The sequence below is a fragment of the Paenibacillus hebaui genome (assembly GCF_051934385.1).
GTDB lineage: Bacteria > Bacillota > Bacilli > Paenibacillales > Paenibacillaceae > Paenibacillus.
This window is the reverse complement of record NZ_CP196836.1, coordinates 3706278-3727193: the sequence shown is the minus strand read 5'-3', so window position 1 is coordinate 3727193 and position 20916 is coordinate 3706278. Positions and strand designations below refer to the sequence as shown.

Sequence of the window (20916 nt, the reverse complement as noted above, 5' to 3'; positions counted from 1 at the left end):
CCTCCATTCATTCCTTCCTTTTTTCTATTTCTTTTTCTTTTTTCTGAAGAAATCGAACTTGATCACATAATCAAAAAGAGACGTAATTACAACAGCTCCAAGTGGAAACAATGAATATACCCATGGCGGATTATTTGGAGCTTCACCAGGGGGGGCATCAGTTAAAAAAACATAAAGGACAACACAATAAATTACGGCCACTACAATACCCGTTATGTTTCTATTTTTCATAGCTGTTTTCCACCTCTTGTTTACACAAATTCAAAGTATTGTATTTTCCACCTAAGAATATTATAATACAGCGCTACTAAAATTGGAGTAATTTCTCTCCCTTATTTAATACTCCGTAATATCGATTGCAAGAAAACTAGATTATGTGAACCCAGATATTCTCACAGAGACGTTTGCTTTCAACCAGTCTATATCGTCAAGATCGATCGAGATGGCTTCTGATATCCGGAGTCCTGATCCAAGAATAAGGCTGATCTCGACTTACATTCGAGGACTCTCGTTCGCGAAATGGCCGTAATCCTTCGTGACCGACACCCTGAAGTCTCAATGATGTTCAACTCAGCAGGTATTATGCGAGCGTTACTTGTGACACGGTTCACCATAACGGACATAACGGCGAAATTTTTGTTTACAATGAAATAAAATAAAAGCAACCCAAGTGAACCACTGACCACGGCAAGAGCTATCAAGAGATCAATGCAGTAAAAAGACACTGATATTCTATTCATCAGTGTCTTTTTTATTGATACTTTTCCACCAACATCATGTTTCATCGTTGAACTCAGACTAATTCACTTTAGCCCTATTCGCTGTGACTGACTTCACTTTCTTGTAATCATTTCAATCAGAGAGTTATAATTTAAAGCAACTTAATCAGCTCTTCTAGCTCATCAACCAAACCTTTTGCAAGTTCAAAATTAGTATCTTTTAAAGCCAATTCTATTTTCATTTCAACTGATTTTTTCTTTTGTTCAGTTTCCAAATAGTCTTTATCAAAATGACTAGCATAAATCATCTCACTAAATTCTTGCATACTCATTTTTCTAATCGTCTGATCGTCAATGATTAAAACATAATTCATACCATTTACAACAGAATAGAAATCATGAGAAATCATGAGAATCGCACCTTTATAGTCTTCAATGGCTTTCTCCAGTGCTATTTGTGTATAGGTGTCTAAGTGGCTTGTCGGTTCATCAAGAAGCAATACGTTTGCTTTACTGGCAGAAACTTTAGCCAATTGAAGCATGTTTTTTTCTCCACCAGATAAAGATTCTATCTTTTGATTAAGGATTTCTCCTTCAAAGCCATAGTTTGAAAGATACGATCTGATCTCATCATAAGTTTTAAACCCAGCCTCGATGAATTCATCTAGTATTGTATTGGAATCCTTTAGCATTTCGCCTTGAACCTGAGATAAATAAGCCACTTTAACATCCGAATTTATTTCAATTGAAGCATGATTATTTTTAAAGATTTCTCGGAGTAAAGTCGTTTTCCCGGTACCGTTTGAACCGATAATGGCTACTTTATCTGTAGATTTTATCTCAAAGTTCACATTTTCCAAAAGCAGCTCGTCAAAAGCAACCCTATAATTTTTGACCTTTACAACAACCGTGTCTTCAATTTCATGATCAAGATCAAAACGAATATTCGGCTGCTTGATATCGACAAAAGGCTCTTTGATTTTACGTGCTTCCAATCTCTCTTGAAACTTGACTCTGGCTTTTAACGCTCTGCCTCTGGAGGCTTCCGAATTATACGTGGCGATCTCTCTAAGATTGTCGATGATGTGATCGTATCTCTCAATTTCTTCAGCTTCAGCAACCGCGATTTCTTGCAGCTCGATCTTAGTCTGAAGCAGCGAGAAGTTATAATCGATATATCGCCCGTCAAATTCTTGGATCTCTGTGTTTTCCAGGTGGATGATTTTGTTGAAGCAATGATTCAACAGATACCGGTTGTGCGTAACGACCAGCAGCATGCCTTTATGGGAATTGATCAACTTTTTAAGGGCATTCAGGTTCTCAAAGTCCAAAAACACATCGGGTTCGTCCATAATCAGCAAATCCGGACGAACGAGCATTTCCTTCATCACTTGAATAAGTTTGAATTCCCCGCCGCTTATAGAGGATACGTTAAGATCTTTTAGCTTCATGAGGTTGGCCAGGTTTAGCTGCTTATTAATGGTGTTTTCGAAGTTATCTCCATCCATCGCCTCGAAAGCGTCCAAAGCCAATTGAACCTTTTCCAGCAGCGAATCCATATCCGATGTGGTTTCCATTTCAGCATAAATCGATGTGATTTCATCTTGTATCTTGATAAATTCTTCTCCGATATATTCAAAGACGGTCATTTCTTTCGTTTTGTCGACTTGCGAGAACTGACTGACATACCCGATTCTGCAATCCGGGTCTATCTCTAACTTGCCCTCAAACAAATATCTTTCCGGATCCATCAGTATATCGATTAGTGTACTTTTCCCACTACCACTTGTTCCTATAAAAGCACAATGTTGTGCCTCTTCAAACGTAAATGAAATGTTTTTATATAGTTCTTTTTGCGGAAATGAGAAGGATAAGTTATCAACTTTTATCATAGTGTTACCTTTCTTTATAACTAAAATGGTGACTATTATTAAATGTACTGTCGAACATAGACTTTTAGAGTAACACTGTTTACCACCAAGTTCAATCCATTTTTAGCCCTTACCCTCACTTCGAAATTCTGATACTTTCTTTAGAATGGTGGCTTGTTGGACGATTTTCAGAATCAACCATTGCTTACGATAATCAAGATCCATCAAAAACGATGGAAGAAGCAGCCTGGACGTTTATCTAATCCCATGAAAATACATCAAACAAAATCATGACAACGATCCACCCTACGCATATTATGGGACCAAGCATTGTGCCTTGGCACAATGCTATGATTTATGCCATGCTTCGCGACGATAGAGCTATGGTAGATTCGCAACTATATGGGGTTGATGTGCGCGACGCAGCGGCAACGAACATTGCGTTGATGAAATCGACTGCAGCAAATGGAAAGCGCCATTTCTCCTCTGCTTTTAAATCAACATACTCTACTCTCTTAAATTTGATTAAAGAACAATTTACAAATGAGCAGATTAAAACCCTGTTAGGTGATGCTGCTCGAATCATTCCTAGAAATGACGCGGCCGATTTATTAGGCCATTGTTATTCAAAGTCATACTATTATGAGAATTTTCCAGGGAAATGAACAAAAAAAGTGTATCCTGCCACAATAGGGAGGCTACACTTTTATTTGTGTAACATGTTATCCTTTGTATTTATCCTTCAACATTTTTTCCATGGCTTGTATGACTGTAGTATTCGGTTCTGTATACTCATACGCGTACGCACATCACTCAATATAGCGCATCAAATAGGTATCATTTTCAACTCGAAATCCTCTTCGCTAATCATTTAGAGCTAAATCAACTAAAGCCTTGAGGCTCCGTGTGACTTAACCCATAAGTTTGCCAAAATACACACTTATGCTTCCAAAAACTCACGGCAAACTTAAACTTCTAATATATCAATCCCACGCGTACATGTTTCCTTAAATGAGGGAAATCTTCTTATCTCCCCCAATAGATCATCGAAAAAGGAGCAGCCTGCTAACCTGCGACTGTTCCCTTTATTTTTTAAGCATTCTTCATCCTGGCCCTTACTCTTTCGCCCAGATCACTTTTCTAAAGGAAGTCTTGAGGTATATTCCGGGCCCATTCGTTCGAACACTCGATCCAATTGTCTGGTTAGGTAAGGCGAAACGACACCAATACCGGCCGTTGCTTCTAACAAGGAAAAGGTTTGTCCACCCCACGGGCCTTGGGGATCAAACACTTGTCTTCCGACTTGTAAGCCTTCTGCTGTCATAGATGTATTCAAGCGTTCCAATCCTTCTCTAAACAGCCAGACCGGTAGCAGTTTGTTCCTACGCCGGGACCATTCTGCCAAGAATGACATGCCGCGCAAAATATCATATTCAAAAAACCTTGGAAAGCAAGGCTTCAGCCATTCCATTTCGATGACGTCCCCATTTTGTTTAGAACATACAAGACGATGTTCAATTAAATAACGTGCACCTTCGTCTAAGAAAACAACTTCCTGTTCAGTAAATTCACGGTCAGTATGCCATAAGATAGCTTCAAGCGGAGGCAATGTTGAAACAATAGAGCTTTTTTTAGAATGAGTATAAGCTTCAGGATCGCAGTTCAGTCCACCATCAGGTAGCTGATGCTTTAAGAACCATTCACGAATCCAAGGTAGTTCCTTGTCCAAATCACAACCATACGCCATTAGAATCATATAGTACACGGCAAGTTCACAATGGCAGCAATCCATCTTCATCTTATCACTTTCACTTGTTGGATGGTCATTGGCGGATATAATGAAAGTTGGCCAGACCTGGGTTTTGAGTAGATGTTTAGCTCTTTCAATAGCGGACTGGGGAATCCTTTTCACCTCTCCCATTTCATAAAGAGCAGCCATATGCCACCAAGCTCCATCCCATTTTCGACGAGTGCACTCGCCGTGAGCCATCGTAAAATGCGGTGCAAATTCAAGAAACTGTATAGATTCTTCGACTGCCAGTCGAATAGTTTGATTAGTTTCCATCTGGTACCTCCTTTTTAAGTACTTCTACCTCACTCAGTTTAGCAAATAACTCACGTCATATTCCTTTCCAAGCTTCAATATTCGATATGTTATTAAACTATCCTGCCCGTTAGCTTAATGAATTAACGGACGTAAATCGATTAGATACATGCCTAATCCGTAATGGGAACATATTTTTGTCCCACGACAAAAAAAAGCCGAATGGATCGTTCTCATCCATTCGGCTCTTAGAGTTACTTTACACGATCACATGAAGTGGTTCCATACAAATTCGATAACTCACATGTATACGTAACTGCTATCATATAAGCCGCCTGTTGCAACACCGCTATTATTCGGAGAGCGTCGGTTGACCTGGCGCCTCATTTGCAAGCAGCTCTGAACTAACGGAATGCCGTTCGAACTTCACTGCATCAACCCTCGTATAGATCATATCCGCAGGAAGCGTTGGCGGGTCTACCGTTGTAGGAGTGACCCTGGTTAACCGAACATACTCGCTACCGTCACCCGTAAAGTCGAACGTTCCGAGATTAACCCAACCCGATGAGCCGACCGTTGCATCCATATAGGTGACCTCGGTATCCGTCTTATGCTTCACTTCCACTTTGACATTATTATCGTTTGCCGTCGTATGGACGAGCTTGTAGATCGAGACCGTATATTTCCCCTCTGGAAACTGGCCTTTCCACGTTGCTGATGATCCTTGAACTGTAGAGTAGCGGGATTTAACCCCAATTTTATATCCGGCTAAATTGCTTTGGCTCCAAGACCCTTCTGTCGTGTATAACCCTGTTGTATTTGTACTGTCCACGATAACTGTCAGGTCCTTGATCGTGATGGTCAAAGGCGGTGTGGTCAAGGTCACTCCGTCAATCGTGACAGTGGCCCATACCTCAATGTGATCCGTGTCCCCATCGAGATTGAGAAGGGTCAACAACCCACTGCTATCCACTTCGGCCAGATCCATACGATCAACGAAATACTGCACATTGGCCTGTGTTAGATCACCGATCAAACCGTTATCCAAATAGCCGGTTACGCTCAGTTGTGCGGTTTGAGTCATCTGCAGTTCGTTCCGATCGGACATGACCACAGCAGACTCCAATTGCGGTATCCTGTTCGGGTCCACCCACATGATTGCATCGGCTACAACCCTGGACTTGTTGGCCTTGTTGGTTAGTTCCACGTACCCGCTATCGCCTGCAGCAAATGGATAATCACCTAAATGCACCCAAGTACCATTCGCTGTTGTCTCATCAACAGTAACCGTCTCGGAGCCTCCGCTATAATACACAGTAAATGAGGCATTCGTTGCCCAATTTTCACTCGCAGCGGTTATTTGGGGAATCTTGTAATACACACTGTAAGTGACACTTTCCGGCAGTTCAGGCCGCCATCTCATTTTGCTTGTCGCTGTGCCAGCCGTAGATTTGGCATATACATAGTTGTCATAATAATAGTCGTTAGCCGTCGTATCCCTTATCCAGACGCCTTCTGTCTCCGCCTCCGTATTATCCACAATGATAGATGAACTATCCTGCCCATCGGGTTTGACTGGAGTTTCCGTTACCTGATCAGGCAGATAAAGTGTACGCTTGTTGGTCTGTTTCCCCTCCGATTCCACATAATACGTAAAGGTTTGGGATAAATCATTCACCCGTATTGACCATTCCATCGGGTATATCGTATCGGGGATAGTCGTATACGTAGCCCCGCCATCCAAGGAATAATGGATTGTCGCTGGTTTCGTCGTTTTTGCCTGTACATAAGCATCATAAACCGTTTCGTCAGGCTTGACGATCAGCATGCCTTTAACCGCATCGATTGGACTGTGGATATCGAAAAAATAGCTTGCATCCGATGTATCAGCCGTTCTGACCTGATGCAGCGGTACATCAATGTTAAGTCCTTCTACAATGATAGCGGTGATGCCCTTGCTTGAAACTGTGGCTTGAATGATTCCGCCGCTCATAACCGCTTGTTCTGGTGTACCATTGTCGCGGATGATCGTTACGGTATAATCTTGTGCAGGGTTGAATCCAATGATATGTTCATTCAATTCGATAGGAGTCTGAACTTCTTCAGATGATGCGTTGCTTAGCCCGATGTAAAATTTATCCCCGCTCTCACCCGTTATCCAATTCAATTGAGGATGATTAGTCTTAATAATCCCCTTGGGCATCCAGAGCCAAACGTCTGAATTACCATAAAATTGACCAGGTTTATTCCCATAAAGATGATATTTGAACCATAAAAAATTCGTTTCGAATACGGAAGGAAACGTAATACTCCCGTTCGATTTCAATGATTGTTCGCTGATCAAATAATCCATCGTTTGCCCGAGTTGCCCCGGTATATGGTGATAATAGATGGATGTAGCTCCGCTTGGGCCTTCCAGAGGAAAATCCGGTTCTAGTTGGCTAACGGCGAAGCCCTTATAGTAATAACCTGGATAACTGGAATATCGACCAATAACCGCATTATGAGCAATATCCTGCAGCAGTTTATCCCCTGTATAGAGCGACAATCTCAGCATGAATGGAGCTTCCTGAGCATTCATCCGATAATAACCTGTTGTACTTCCTGCTTCAAACGTCAATCCGCTCGGTGAAACAAGCCACCTATCCGCTTGTACGCCTCCGGCTACATCTTCTGGTAGCTTGAGCCTAGGATATTGAAATTTACCGCTTTCCGGCCAATGGAACGACTCCGCGTAATTATACGTCTCAGGCTGCGGAATCGTAACGTTACCTTCAGGAACTGGACGAGCAACGAACATGGTTGCATACCGTTTGGCTTCTTTATATGCAGCGTTCAAGTATTTGGGATCCTGAGTTTCCTCGTAAAGCTCCAAAATCTCCATCCACAGCTTACTATAATAATAAATGAACTCATTTTTACTCACATCCACGGATGCAGGTGTATCGATATGCTGCATGATATAGCTGTCGGCTGCATCCTTCGCAGCCTGCAAATACTGCGCATCTCCCGTCATACGATACATCATCAGGGGCTGAATGACAGGCCCACGGTCTTTCTGATCAGGGTCACGCACGAGGTACTCTTCCTGTGCCAGCGCCCCAATTCCTGCCGAAGTGCCCATCATCTGATTAACCGCGGCGACGCTTGAAACATCGAACGGCAGGGTGGCCATTTTCCATAACGAAGGCACACCATATACTTTCTTCTGCGTTGGAGACCACCCGATACCATTTCGGGATACGCCATACTGGACGGACGGCAGTGCTCTCGTATCGTAAAGCTGGTCATCCCCAGTCAAATAGTAAGCCCCCAAAAGAACCGCATTCGAGCTTGTTCGAACGCTATCCTCGTTTTCGATATCAATAAAGCCCTTGGCACGGCTCCACCACCCGCTGGGTGACGGGACATAATTAACAGAGTCGTCCCCTTGCGGCTCAATTTTAAGTAGATCAATCATATTAAACATTGCGTCAGTAAGCGATTTATTTGAAACATTTTCCCGGTATGCTGAATAATCGTACTCATTGCGAAGAATATCCGCGTAGGACTCATACAGATTGCTTTTTTGCGCGATTAGCCCCATATGAAATTGATAGGTGCTTTCTGCGGTCATCTGCGAGTAAGTCCCCAACTGAGGGGCGTAAAGGATTGGCTGTACGCTGCCTTCGTTGTTAACAAGGCTCATACCCAGCCGTTGTTTTGTAACGCCTCCCGTCGGCTCAAATTCAACTGGTAACTCTTCCGAAGGTACAAATACCCCATACGTCAATGGATTTCCCGCACTATCATTCTTCTCAACCAGACTCATCGGAGCGCTCAGCTCCCGCAAGCTTGTTGATTCCACTGTACCTACCATTTTGGCATGCGACCTAAATCCATTTAACACTTCATTGATGCCCGAGACTGCCTCTGTTGTGAAGGACTGATATCCAATCACATAATTGCCATCGCGACGAGGCGTAAAAGCAAAGGAAACATCGGGTTTATCCCCTGCCATGGACCAGTTCACTTCAAAATCGTAATCACTGCCATGCATAGAATCAGTTAATACCGCTGTATGGCTGTCGGGAAAATGAATTCCGTCGAATGTAATCCAGCGTTTGTTCATCGTATCGTAGTAATTGGTTCGGCTGCCCGCATTCCCGTCCAATAAAACCCATTGCTCCTCAAGTCTTTCCGATTCATTATTTATTGGAACCCAGTTCCCCGTCTCCGTGTTTTTGTAGAACATGTCACGAACGATGGATTTGCCTCCATCCCATGCTGCCTCATAGAAAGTTGCCTTATAGTTCGCATTTTCGATGCTGCCTTTTTCGGTGTAACTGAGATTCGCTAAGGTACGGCTTCTTAGTGGGGGCAGCGGCGGTGCTTGTTGACGGATATTCCCCTCGAACTTGACTGCATCGGCCCGCGTAATAATTGTACCCGTCGTAGGTTGCGTTCGAGTCAACCTGACAAATTCGCTATCATCACCACTAAACTCATACTCCCCCAGATCTACCCATCCAACCGATGGACCTGACGAAGGTCTAAGATCCATAAACTTAACATTGGTAATCCCGTTATGAACAATCTCAATTTTCACATTACTATCTGCTTTATCCGCCCAATCCAGCTTATAGAACGATATTCTTGCAGTCCCTGCTTCCAAGCGTGGATTCCAGGTGATGCTTCTACCTACAGCGTCTGTATATTTGGAACTGGAATTATTGTATCCCTTCACTCCTGCACTTGTCGTCCAATAAGGAGCGGAGAATCCGTTACTGACGTTGCCTGAATCAACAGTGACGACATTATCAATTGTGAGGTTTCCATCATCAATGATGATCGTTTTATGTGGCTCTTTCTGCCTTATATTTCCTTCGAACTTGACCGCATCAGCACGTGTAAGGATCGTGTTCGTGGTGCCGGTAGACCGGGTCAATTGAACAAATTCTTCACCAACTCCGGAAAAATAGTACTCTCCCAAATCAACCCACCCTGCTGGATCGCCAGATGAGGGTCTTAGATCCATAAAGACTACATCCGTCGTTCCATTATGAACAATTTCGATTTTCACATTGCTATCTGCTTTATCTGCCCAATCCAGCTTATAGAACGATATTTTCGCCGTTCCTGCTTCCAAGCGTGGATTCCATGTTATCGTTCTGCCTGCTGTACTCGTATATTTGGTGCTGGAAAGATCATACCCCTTCACCCCTGTGCTTGTGGCCCAATTTGGAGCGGAATATCCATTGTTCTCGTTACCCGCATCAGGTGTCACAACATCATTGATCTTGATACTCCCGTCATCGATGATAATCGTCTGATAAGGTAAGGTTTCCGCATAAGCGGCCCTTATTCCGATCAGGCTGGAAGGAACCACGATCGTCAACATGAAAACGATGAAGAAAAACAGCTTCCTTTTGACCATACAATTCACAGCCTCTCCTCAAAATGATAACGCTTCCAAAAAATACATTACCTTTTGCTCAAATAATCGTAAAAAAGCACTTAACCTACCCCTTCTGCCTAATCCCACTCTGTCGTTTTTATCTTAGCATGATACATCGAGGTGAAATTTCTTTCATTTTAAGAATTTCTTATACGATTTTAAGTAAAAAAAGAAACCTACATCCTAATTGATTGCTCAGTTGCAGTCAGATAGAATATAGGTCTTCCAAGTGTTCCAAGAGGACTAATCAATTATAATGGCGGCTGCACCAATAACAACTTTCCAAGCTGAATGACCGTTTGATCATACCAAGCTGGATGCTCCCGAACATGCTCCATACTTCGTTCATTGCCGCTAGCCTCAAACACGGCCGCTTTGTCAGTCTTCTCGTGATCGATCTCAAAGCGAACTGTATGTTTCCCATTTGGTAGCTCCGGCAAGAAAACATACTGATTTCGATTATGATCGTTGTAGGGTGTGAATCGATCGATAAGAAAGGGTTCCCCTCCATCCACTGACACCTTCAATCGGCCAGAATCCGGCCCCCCGATATCAAACAAGCCGATGTGGGTTCCCTCAAACTCCACTGTGATCGTCTCTCCGGGATCAACTGCTCGCCATAGACCGGGGAACAACCAATCGTACTCGCGCACTAAAGGAAAATCATCAGGGGTCATGTAAGACCACCCAGCGGAAAAATGAGTAAGACGATCCAGTGGCAGCATGGTTGCATACTCCCAAGGATTGGCCGAGACCAAAGTGTCTTGCGGCAATTGATGTTCGACTTTTCCCACGTGATCTCGAAGTTCTCTGATTTTCTCAAACGACCGGGTGATTGTATCTGTGTAAATCTGATGTCCTACTGGAATCGTTGGATGGATCGAATCATGTGTAAAAATAACGGCTCCGGGAATGGATACGTCTGCCCTCGAGGTGAAAATAAGCTTTCCGTCCGAAACCAATTGACTGACCGCTACGCCCAGATGAATCGAAGGAATGCCGTAATAGTCGGCGACTTCCTCTTGAATAAGAGCGCCCTTCTGGTACTCGCCGGATTGAAATAAGTTCAAATCCCGCTCCTTAACCGTATATACAAACAGGATATCGGTAAACCGGCTGCGCTTGCGAATCTGTCGGACAATGCCTTCGATCCGCGCCTTGGATTCGGGAACTCCGCCATCGTTTCCAACGAATTCAACAAATACGAGATCAGGCTGATGACGCAGTACATCTGTCTCCAAACGGGCGCAGCCGAGGTCCGATCCTGTCCCATCAATGCCTGCGTTCACAGCGCGGATATCGGCATGGGGATATTGCTCCCGCAGCCAATCCGCCGTCATGACCCTGTATCCTGCCGAACGTGTATTACTACCGCCAAAATAAACGATGGTCACGGGTTCCCCATTTTCCAACTTCTGAATGACATTAGGCAGCCCTCTTCGAGGAAAAAATTCCTTCATCATGACTTCACCCGACCTCACTTAGCGTTTTTAGAAGCAAAAAGTTTTACAGCAAACACTTCATAATAAGGTGAACCATACGTTGCACAGAAATCAAACCGGATTTGGGTTACACCTTTTGCATGCACCTGATGTTTATTTAACGAAAGATAATTCCCACGGACTTTAATGTCACTCTCGGTTCCGTCTTCTAATGTTAAGGTCACATCATAATCCTGGATCAGTGGCTCGATTGGATCATCGAAATGCTCCAAATTCAGCTGTGAATTGAAGACAAGATGGATTTCATCCAGATTTTTGGGGCTTGCAAAACCAAATTCCAACCATTCGTGTCCTTCTGTACGTTCCGACATCCAGCCGTTCGGCAGACCATAAGGTCTGGAGAAGCCGTTGACGACATTCGCGGGTTTATACATATCTTGGGATGGTTTCAGATCCTTGAAGCAAATGCTCTTATTAAACTTCTTCAGCCTGGACGGCTCTTCCGGTCTATAAAGGAAGCTAACCGCTCCCGTCATTTTCTCCTCACTGCTGTGTACGGTAAGGCTCGCCGTACCTTCCAATACGATGTAGATTTTATCGTCTTCTGGCTTCTTGCAGCTGAGGTCCAGTGTAATCCAGTCATCGTGACCAGCTGAAATAAGCAAGCGGTAGTCTTTCAGCTCACTGGTGGGAATATAGTTTTCCTCCCGCTCCCCGCCAAACAGTTTCACTTGCAACGTTTCCGCATGCTCGGCCCTATTTTTAATTTTGATCTGCACGCTTTCAACCACGGATGTCTGAATCGGCAAGACCAAACATAACGCTTTCTCCAAGGAAATCTCTTCGGTTGGATGAAGATGTTCATAGCTTCGCTGAGATGAGGCACGAATCGTTAATCCGTCAGCGAAATAAGGGTCCAACGGCTCTTGAAGCCCTACAATCGTTTGCCCGTCTCGAAGCAGCTGCGCTTGAAGCTCACCCATATGGGCTTTGACGATGGCCGCGGGGTCTGTCTCGTATTTTAAGCATAACGCAGCAGCCGTTCCTACCGCCTGCCCCATACAACCACAGGTTGCCATGACCCTTGTAGATCCGAAAGCCACATGGGTAGCGCTTATATTGCGGCCAGCGAACATGAGATTAGGGATATTTCGTGAAAATAAGCTGCGGAAAGGGATGTTATACAATCCCGGCACGAAATTCCACGCGGTAGCCGGCCCCTCATCGTAGATGCCTTTATTCGCATGCAGATCCATATACCAGCCTCCGACGGATACAGCATCTTCGAAATGAGGTTTTGCTGTAAGATCATTCTGAGACAGCATGTGTTCCCCTATAAACCGCCTCGACTCCCGCTTCCCCGGAATCGGGCATACATAATCCAAGATGAGATTGTCTACATCATCAAACTCGCCGCTATTTTTGATATAATCCCATATCCCGTACACCAATTTCCGCAGTTCCAATGCGATGTCTTCATTATTCTTGATAATATCCATATGTCCGCCGTATTCCAGCCACCACAATCCACCAAGCCCGTTGATTTTCCTTGGAAAAGACCGATGGTTTAAGCCTTTTCTGATACTATCGAAAAAAGCCAACTTTGTAATATCATACGCAAAGCCAGGCCTTTTGTAAGGAACGGAATAGTCTACGTCACGGGCTTGAAACAGAATCGTATCGCCCATGGTGTAATGATCCGCCACTTCAGGAGCCAACTCCTCCTGGTATTCATGCTTCGCCTCTCTTCCCCATCGGAAGTGAGCTCCTGCTTGATATCCAACAATTCCATCGCCGGAGCAATCGATGTAGGTTCGGCTTTCAAAACGAAATTTCCTTTCGGAAGCCAATTGAAGGCCCTCCACCCATTTGATTCTGCCGTTCTCCAAGCCTGTTTCATGCACGCATGTATTCAGGAATAGAGAAATGTTAGGCTCATCATATACCATGTCGAGCAAGACGGTATCCGAAAGCGAAAGCATAAGCTTCTTGTTGTATAACGGATTATAATGAAAGATCTTCAGCTTGAGTTCTTCCACCAACCCGCCCTCGCGAGCATAATAGGATGGACTGTTTCCGAGATATGCCGACCCGTTGATATGAACCCTGACCTCGCTGCTCGCATTTCCCCCAAGAACCGGTCGATCATTAATAAGTGAAACCTGCAGCCCTTGGCGTGCGGCAGCAATGGCAGCGCATATCCCTGCAATCCCTCCGCCTACAACGGTTACATCTGCTTTCATAAGCTCCATTTTGATAACCTCCATGATTAGATGCTTCTATCATGGTAATGGTTTTGGCCCCTTTTTTTTTACAGGATTTCGCGAAAAAATCATACATTTTTTGCATCCTTATTTGGATTCGTACCGCGTCATTTTTATCCGGTATTGCTTAGGCGTATCCCCCGTATATTCTTTAAATAGTTTGCAAAAGTAACCTTCATTGACGATGCCTACTTCCTCGCACAATTCCAATAAAGAATAATCTTGAACATTTAACAACTCAAGAGCTAATTGGATTTTTTTACGGTTGATGTAGCTGATCACGCCTTCGTTCATTGTTTTTTTGAATAAGCTGCTAAAATAGGATGGTGCTAAATTCACTTCCTCGGCAATAGCCTCCAGCGTTAAACGCTGTTTCAGGTTTTTCTCTATAAAATGCATAGCACTCATGATTTCTGCACGATGTAATAGTTGGCCCGCGTGTACGTATTCGAATGTGAAGTCGCCAATATAGGCGAGCTGCTCCTGAAATGCCATAAATTCCATGGGGAATTCAGCTGCTTCCGTGTACAGCTTGTTTCCCGATTTAAACTTCACGGTAATGTCTCTGTACAAATCCCTAATCATTGGCGCCATGATAGACTTGTGGATTTTATGGTCCGTAACAAATTGGTTCAGATCGGCGAGTGCATTCTCCAACTCTTCCTTGGAAATCTTTCGTTTCAGCCGTATAAGAAAATCAGCCAGCTTCTGCTGAAAGTCTGCTTTTTTGTCATTATGGTACTGGAACCGATGCATCGGTGTTTTTACGACTTTCTCTGTATGATAGTAAAAATCCTCACTCACATTTTTTGCTTCCGTATACGCTTGTTTGATTGATTCCCAGCCTCGGTGTGGACCTCCAAAAGCGACGGATACCCTTTGATTCAAATATTGATGCAAATGAGAGACGATCTGCCCTCCCAAGGATAGGCAAGCATATTCCGTTTCCATATCACTGCGATTATTTTCCCAGGATAAAAAGCCAATAAAACGATGATCGGACAGATCCGCAGCTACCCCACTGCTACCATTCATCACCGTTTCTTCGATGATATTTGTAATCGCATACTTCAAGATGTTTTGATCTGCCGCCGCGTATTCGTTGCGGAAACTTTCATACGTATTCATTTCAACGATGAAGCAGCAATAGTTGGCTTGAAAGAAATGAAACTGCATGCGATTGGCAAAATCCGATGCCCGATGAGAAGGAATTTCACCTCGAATCAATTCGTTAAAAAATTGCTTGCGAACTCTATATTTATTTTCAAGTACAGATACGTTTAACGAGTGAAATTCCGCTTCTTTTTTCTCAAACTCATTTAAAATTCCGGCTGCCTTATCCAATGCTCGATTCAAATCGGCTTCCCTCAGTGGAACCTTTACAATGTACTCCAATACGTTGGCTTGAATCGCTCGCTGAGCGTATTCGAAGGATGAATAGGCGGTCAGAAGTATGTACTGGGTATGGGGGAGCTCCGCCTTTAGCTGCTCAATCATGGAGATTCCGTCCATTCGCGGCATGACGATATCGGATATAACGATATCCGGTTTAAGTTTTATGATCTCCTCGATCCCATTCAGGCCATTATTCGCTTTGCCCACTAGAACAAAACGTCTATCCCTATGAGAAAGCTCATTAAAAAACAATTCCAATCGTTGAATGATCAGGTCTTCATCGTCAACAATGAAGCAGGTATAGTCTCTCCCCATTATGCATCTCCTTTTTGCAATTCTGCCGGGAATAAAGCGCGTACACGGGTTATTTCCTTAGGTATGCTAATGATTTGCAGTCCGAATTGATCTCCATAGTGAAGTCTTATACGACCATGAATATTGTTCAGCCCGATTCGTTTTCTTTTCACTTCCTCTTCACTCGGTTCTGAGATTAAAATATGTTTTATTCTATCAGCTGGAATTCCCTCGCCTTGATCAACAACTTCGATGATGACGATGTCGTCCTCCCTGTACGCATGAATCGTAATAGGCCCCTCAATTCCCCCTCCGTTATAACCATGGAAGATACTATTCTCCACAAGGGGCTGCAACAGCATTCGGAAAACTGGAAAATCCATCAGTCCTGCTTCAATATTTTCAATCAAGTTGAAGTTTCGGTTATACCGAATGTTTTGGATCTCGATATAGTCCGCTACATTGCGTAATTCCTGGCGTAGGGAAACCTTCTCTGAAGCATCGTCTATCCCGTACTCCAATAATGAAATGAGCGACCCGATCACCACATCTACTTTCTCTATTTGTCCGAGACGTATCACATTACTGATCGATCCAAGTGTGTTATATAGAAAATGAGGGTTAATTTGAGACTGTAACACCTGGATTTCCAACTTCCGCTCAAGTTCATTATGAAGCTCGGCTCGGCGAATCAGTTCAACAATTTGCTGCAGCATACGATCGAATGCTCGTGAAAGATCGCCAAACTCATCGTTTCGATTAATCGTTATTGTCGTTGTGAGGATGCCTTGTTCCACTTGCTTCATTTTTGTTTTGAGCGTATAGAGTGGTTTTCTTATATATTTGGCAATCAAAAAAGAAATGAACAAACTTAAAAGAAGACCTGCAGCGAGAAGTTCGATATAATAGGTTTCCAATCTGGACAAAGCTGCTTTTAAGCGTGATTCATCGTTGATCGAGATGATGGTCCAGTTGAATTTCTCCGTTGGTTTTTTCAAAAGGGAGACCGGAGTGCCATCGTTGGTATACAGTTGAAGATTTGTTTCTGTCGTATCCAGAATTTCTTCCGCTGACGTCTCTCCGATCGAAAAAGAATGATCTTGAATATTCAGAGGTCCTTTATTTTCAGAAAATCCGGCAATGATCTTACCTGACGCAGTGATCAGAGCCAGATTCATTTGTTCCTGTTTATTAATCTTGAACAACGTTTCTTCAATGGCATTTAGATCCAAATCAACTGCAATGGCCATAGGAAACGGAGCACCGTTCAGATATCGAACCATCGTAACGGTCCAGCCGGAATACTTCGATTGGTAAGGTTCACTAACAAAGGTAGTCCTTCTATTCTTGTCAGCCGCATCAAACAAAGGTTCTCTTTCAGATAAAGGTTCATCGAATATTCGAGTAGGTGTACTTCCACCCAGAATGGATAAATCGCTTTTGATCAAATAAATATTACTGACATAAATACTGTTGAGTTCATACAGCTCCCTTAATTGCTTTTTAATCACTTCGGTATTGTTAATGTTGGCTTTCACTGATGTTTCGACTGAGAAGAGAATCGTCTGGAAGGAGGAAAAATTAACGGTGAAATACTGGTCTACCTTGTCTAGTATTTGATTGGTGTAAAAAATGTCATTGGTTCTTATTTCCTTTTGGACATAGCGATAAGACAATTGGCTTATCAAGATGATGCAGCCTAATACAAAGGCAAACACAATAAAAAATAATTTTAAAGGCAAGCTGATTCTTCTTCGCATCGATCATCTTCCTTTTAGTTCCGTTTTAAACTAAGAATAGCATATGCTAATAAAGAGAGGGCTACGAATAGCCACTCTCTCTTCGTTTATTTTACTTGATAAGGCCGGCTTCTTTAAATTGTTTGATTGCTGTTTCCTTATATTTCTGCATGTCAAACTTGGTATCCAGCGTTTGGAGGAAATTGTCCCAGTTGGAAAGAGGCTCTTTGCCCGTCATAAATTTAACCAAGCTTTCATTAATGAAACGAGTGCGGTCAGCATCCAAGGTATCGCTGGGGTCTGGGGTCAATAAATTTCCGGGCAACGTTGGCCCCACATATTGCTGATTGTCCTTGAAAGCTTCCGCCGTCTTCGGATTCTGGAAACTGAAGTACTCCGCATCATCACCACGGCGCGGCATTCTATAATGATCGACCCACAGGTACTTTTCTTTCATTTCCTTCGATAACTCGGAGGTTTTATTTTTGATCTTGCCGTCTACGACATCCCAATGAATCCCTTTGATTCCGTATGCAAAATTCGGATAGGCTTCTTCGTCTGTAAAGAGATAATTTAGCATGGACAAGATCCGAATGATTTTGTCCTCGTCCGCTTTTGCGGATATGGCCCATGAATTGCCCTGGAATGATTTTCTCTCTACAATTTGATCCCCGTAAGGACCTTTCATTGGAGGTATAACAATCCATTCCGGCACCTCTCCACTAATTTCTTTCATTTTCTGTTGATAATCCGGCTCCAGTCTACGAGCATCTCTGATCATGAAGCCAACTTTACCCTTAAACATCTTTTGGTCCAACAGATCAGGCGAATTCATCGTCACCCAGTCCGGGTCTACGACTTTGGCTGCCATCATTTTATTAATGTAAGCAAGTGCTTCTTTCATTTTGGGATCGATAAATAGAAATACCGGTTCATTATCTTTTATCTCAACGGCCGAAGGAGGATTGACGCCAAACATCCACATCAAGCTATCAAAGCCATAGGTTTGCAGATTACCTTCTTTATTCATACCGCCGATGAATCCGTACGTATCGTTTTTGCCATTCCCGTCCGGGTCTTTCTCTGTAAAGGCTTTCATAACTTCAAACAACTCATCAGGTGTCGTTGGTACCTCCATATTCAGCTTTTTCAGCCAATCGTTGCGGATGAAGAAGCTTCGACTGATACCGTTTACATTATCATAGCCTGGAACTCCAATGGTTTTTCCTTGATAGGACATCGCCTCCCACGAGTCGGTGCCAAACCGTTTCTGTAGTTCAGGGAATTGGTCCATATACGGTGTCAAATCCGCAAGAACACCTTGGTCGTAATATTGAGCGAGATCAGCACGACTTTTTAAGAAGATCAAGTCTGGAATATCACCGCCTGCAATGAGCGTATTCAGTTTGGTTGTTGCTTGACCCGCTTGAGGAATCATCATATCCAAGTCGATGTTCATCTCTTCTTCCAACATTTGGCGTTGAATATCTTCATCACGTGGAGGTACCGGAGCAGCAGCATTAAAAGTGCCTTGGTTAAACATTGAGATTTTCATCTTGGTTGCAAACTGGCCAGACTGGCCTTGCGAATTACTCGAAGCTGTCGATGTAACTTCTTCATTTCCCCCACATCCTGACAATAGCGTTCCCAGTCCTAAGATTGCCGACAGAATAGCAACTGAAATCTTTTTACGCTGCATATTGACCTCTCCTTTGCTTGTATATTATCACGGTTTCCCCGTAATAAGTTAGGTTGGAACACCTTTTAACCTTTAACGGATCCCAGGAGCACACCTTTGGTAAAATGCTTTTGCAAAAATGGATAAACGATCAAAATCGGGACCGTAGTCACGACAACTGTAGCCATTTGCACAGCGAACGTACTGACAGCTCCGGAATTGGCGAGCGAATCAGCGCTTTGAGTTGCGACGTTAAGCAGGATATTGCGCAAAATAACTTGAAGTGGCATGTAGTTGGAATCATTAATATAAACAATGGCATCGAAATAACTGTTCCAATGTCCGACTGCGTAAAATAAGGAAATGGTGGAAAGGACGGGTAAGGACAGGGGTAAAATGATCCGCCATAACGTCTGAAGCTCACTTGCACCGTCTACCCTCGCTGATTCCTCGATTTCACCAGGCAATTGCTCAAAAAAACCTTTAATGATCACCAGATTAAATGCACTAATGAGATTTGGAATAATCAATACCCACGGACTGTTTAACAAGCCCAGAGAACGGATTAGTAGATAAGTCGGAATTAACCCCCCACTGAACATCATGGTAAACACAATGAATAATAAAAACGGACTTCTTCCCGGCAAATATTTTTTGGATAACGGGTATGCCGCAATTACAGTAAAAAACACATTTAACGCAGTGCCTACAATCGTTCGAAACAACGTAATTTTATACGCCTGCCAGATCCCATGAGAAATGAATACTTCTTTATAGGCCAGAAAGGTAAAGGATTCTGGTATAATCACAATCCCTCTCCTTAATACTTCCGATTCTGGCGTCACGGAGACAGCAACCACATATAGAAAGGGGAGCACGCAAAGTAGCGATAAAAAAATAAGAATCACATAAACGACGGTTTGCCAGACTTTTTCTCCGATTGTCAAATGAATCATTCTAATGACCACCTCACCAAATTTGCCCATCGAATTTTTTGGCGAGCTTATTCGCTGCCAACACTAAAACAAATCCGATGACAGCTTTAAACAATCCTACAGCAGTAGCCAAGCCAATCTTAAGACGCTCCAACCCTTCACGGTATACCCATGTGTCGATAATGTCGATCTTCTCTTGGTTAAAGGTGTTGGCAAACATGAATATTTGGTCAAAACCCGCATCCAAAATATGGCTTAATTTAAGAATCAGCATCAGAATAATGACTCCTCGGATGCCGGGTAAAGTGATATGCCAGAGCTGTCTCCATTTGGAAGCACCATCCATTCGAGCTGCTTCATATAAGCTCGGATCGATTCCTGCCAAGGCGGCAAGGTACAAAATCGCCCCCCATCCAATATCCTTCCATACTTCAGATAAGATGATCAGCATTCTCCCCCAGGCAGGTTCCGTTAGAAACGAGATGGGTTCAAAACCAAAATCCTTCAAAATCATGTTAAAGAGACCATCGCCTGGGGCTAGTAATGCTACCATAATTCCATAAACGATGACCCATGACAGAAAATGAGGCAAATAAGTGATTGTCTGTACGATTTTCTTAAACCATTGGCTATAAACTTCATTGAGGAGTAAAGCAAGTACGATGGGCGCGGAGAAACCGAACAATAGCTTATACAACGATATGATGATCGTATTTTTCATGATGTCCCAGAAATAAACGCCGTTCATAAAATCCGTAAAATTTTTGAATCCCACCCATGGGCTATCCCATAGTCCCAAAGCTAGGTTGTAGTTTTTAAAAGCAATCATGATTCCCGCCATAGGAATGTATTTGAATACCGCAAAGTAAATTAAGGCTGGTAATAAGAGAGCATACATGACTTTGTACTTTTGTATCGTCCTTATCCATGTCTTTCGCTTTTTGGAGATGGGAATGGCGTCCGCTGCCAATTTTGCTTGCATTTCATCACCTCGTCTTTGTTTGTATTTGTATAATAGCACCCGCCTATCGGATAAATTTCTGAAATTTCAAGAATTTCTTATAAGATTTTAAGGTAATGGGCCTTGCCTGATCGTAT

At 43.2% G+C, this 20916-nt stretch carries 12 protein-coding genes; 1 reads left to right on the top strand and 11 read right to left on the bottom strand.

Translation table 11 applies throughout. The annotated features are described in order from the left end of the window. Window positions 1-24: 24 nt before the first annotated feature. On the bottom strand, window positions 25-231 hold the full coding sequence (locus ACR32F_RS16245; RefSeq protein ID WP_440108704.1) for a hypothetical protein: 207 nt from the start codon (window positions 229-231) through the stop codon (window positions 25-27). Between the two features lie 640 nt (window positions 232-871). Then, window positions 872-2611, bottom strand: coding sequence for an ABC-F family ATP-binding cassette domain-containing protein (locus tag ACR32F_RS16240; protein ID WP_440108702.1), 1740 nt, complete (start codon window positions 2609-2611; stop codon window positions 872-874). A 311-nt stretch (window positions 2612-2922) separates the two neighbouring features. Between ACR32F_RS16240 and ACR32F_RS16235 the strand changes: the two genes are divergently transcribed. Next, entirely contained in the window at window positions 2923-3255 is a 333-nt protein-coding gene (locus ACR32F_RS16235; RefSeq protein WP_440108700.1) for a hypothetical protein, read from the top strand. 467 nt (window positions 3256-3722) lie between these two features. Here ACR32F_RS16235 and ACR32F_RS16230 read toward each other — a convergent pair whose 3' ends face one another. The 9 genes from ACR32F_RS16230 to ACR32F_RS16190 form a co-directional block, all read right to left on the bottom strand. Then, window positions 3723-4655 carry a hypothetical protein gene (locus ACR32F_RS16230; RefSeq protein WP_440108698.1) on the bottom strand — a complete coding sequence of 311 codons (933 nt, stop codon included), beginning with the start codon at window positions 4653-4655 and terminating at the stop codon, window positions 3723-3725. 331 nt (window positions 4656-4986) lie between these two features. Next, window positions 4987-10050: a golvesin C-terminal-like domain-containing protein gene (locus ACR32F_RS16225; RefSeq protein WP_440108696.1), complete on the bottom strand. Its 5064-nt coding sequence runs from the start codon at window positions 10048-10050 to the stop codon at window positions 4987-4989. 272 nt (window positions 10051-10322) lie between these two features. Next, window positions 10323-11534 (bottom strand): GDSL-type esterase/lipase family protein, encoded by a 1212-nt coding sequence (locus ACR32F_RS16220; protein ID WP_440108694.1) that lies wholly within the window; start codon window positions 11532-11534, stop codon window positions 10323-10325. Between the two features lie 14 nt (window positions 11535-11548). Next, window positions 11549-13765 (bottom strand): FAD-dependent oxidoreductase, encoded by a 2217-nt coding sequence (locus tag ACR32F_RS16215; protein ID WP_440108692.1) that lies wholly within the window; start codon window positions 13763-13765, stop codon window positions 11549-11551. A 99-nt stretch (window positions 13766-13864) separates the two neighbouring features. Then, window positions 13865-15487, bottom strand: a complete 1623-nt coding sequence (locus tag ACR32F_RS16210) for a response regulator transcription factor (protein WP_440108690.1) — start codon at window positions 15485-15487, stop codon at window positions 13865-13867. Beyond that, window positions 15487-17226, bottom strand: a complete 1740-nt coding sequence (locus ACR32F_RS16205) for a sensor histidine kinase (protein WP_440108688.1) — start codon at window positions 17224-17226, stop codon at window positions 15487-15489. The genes ACR32F_RS16210 and ACR32F_RS16205 overlap by 1 nt, the downstream gene beginning before the upstream one ends. Window positions 17227-17317: 91 nt before the next feature. Then, entirely contained in the window at window positions 17318-18904 is a 1587-nt protein-coding gene (locus tag ACR32F_RS16200; RefSeq protein ID WP_440108685.1) for an extracellular solute-binding protein, read from the bottom strand. A 65-nt stretch (window positions 18905-18969) separates the two neighbouring features. Beyond that, entirely contained in the window at window positions 18970-19839 is an 870-nt protein-coding gene (locus tag ACR32F_RS16195) for a carbohydrate ABC transporter permease (RefSeq protein WP_091030152.1), read from the bottom strand. Window positions 19840-19852: 13 nt separating this feature from the next. After that, entirely contained in the window at window positions 19853-20800 is a 948-nt protein-coding gene (locus ACR32F_RS16190; RefSeq protein ID WP_440108682.1) for an ABC transporter permease, read from the bottom strand. Between the last annotated feature and the right edge of the window lie 116 nt (window positions 20801-20916).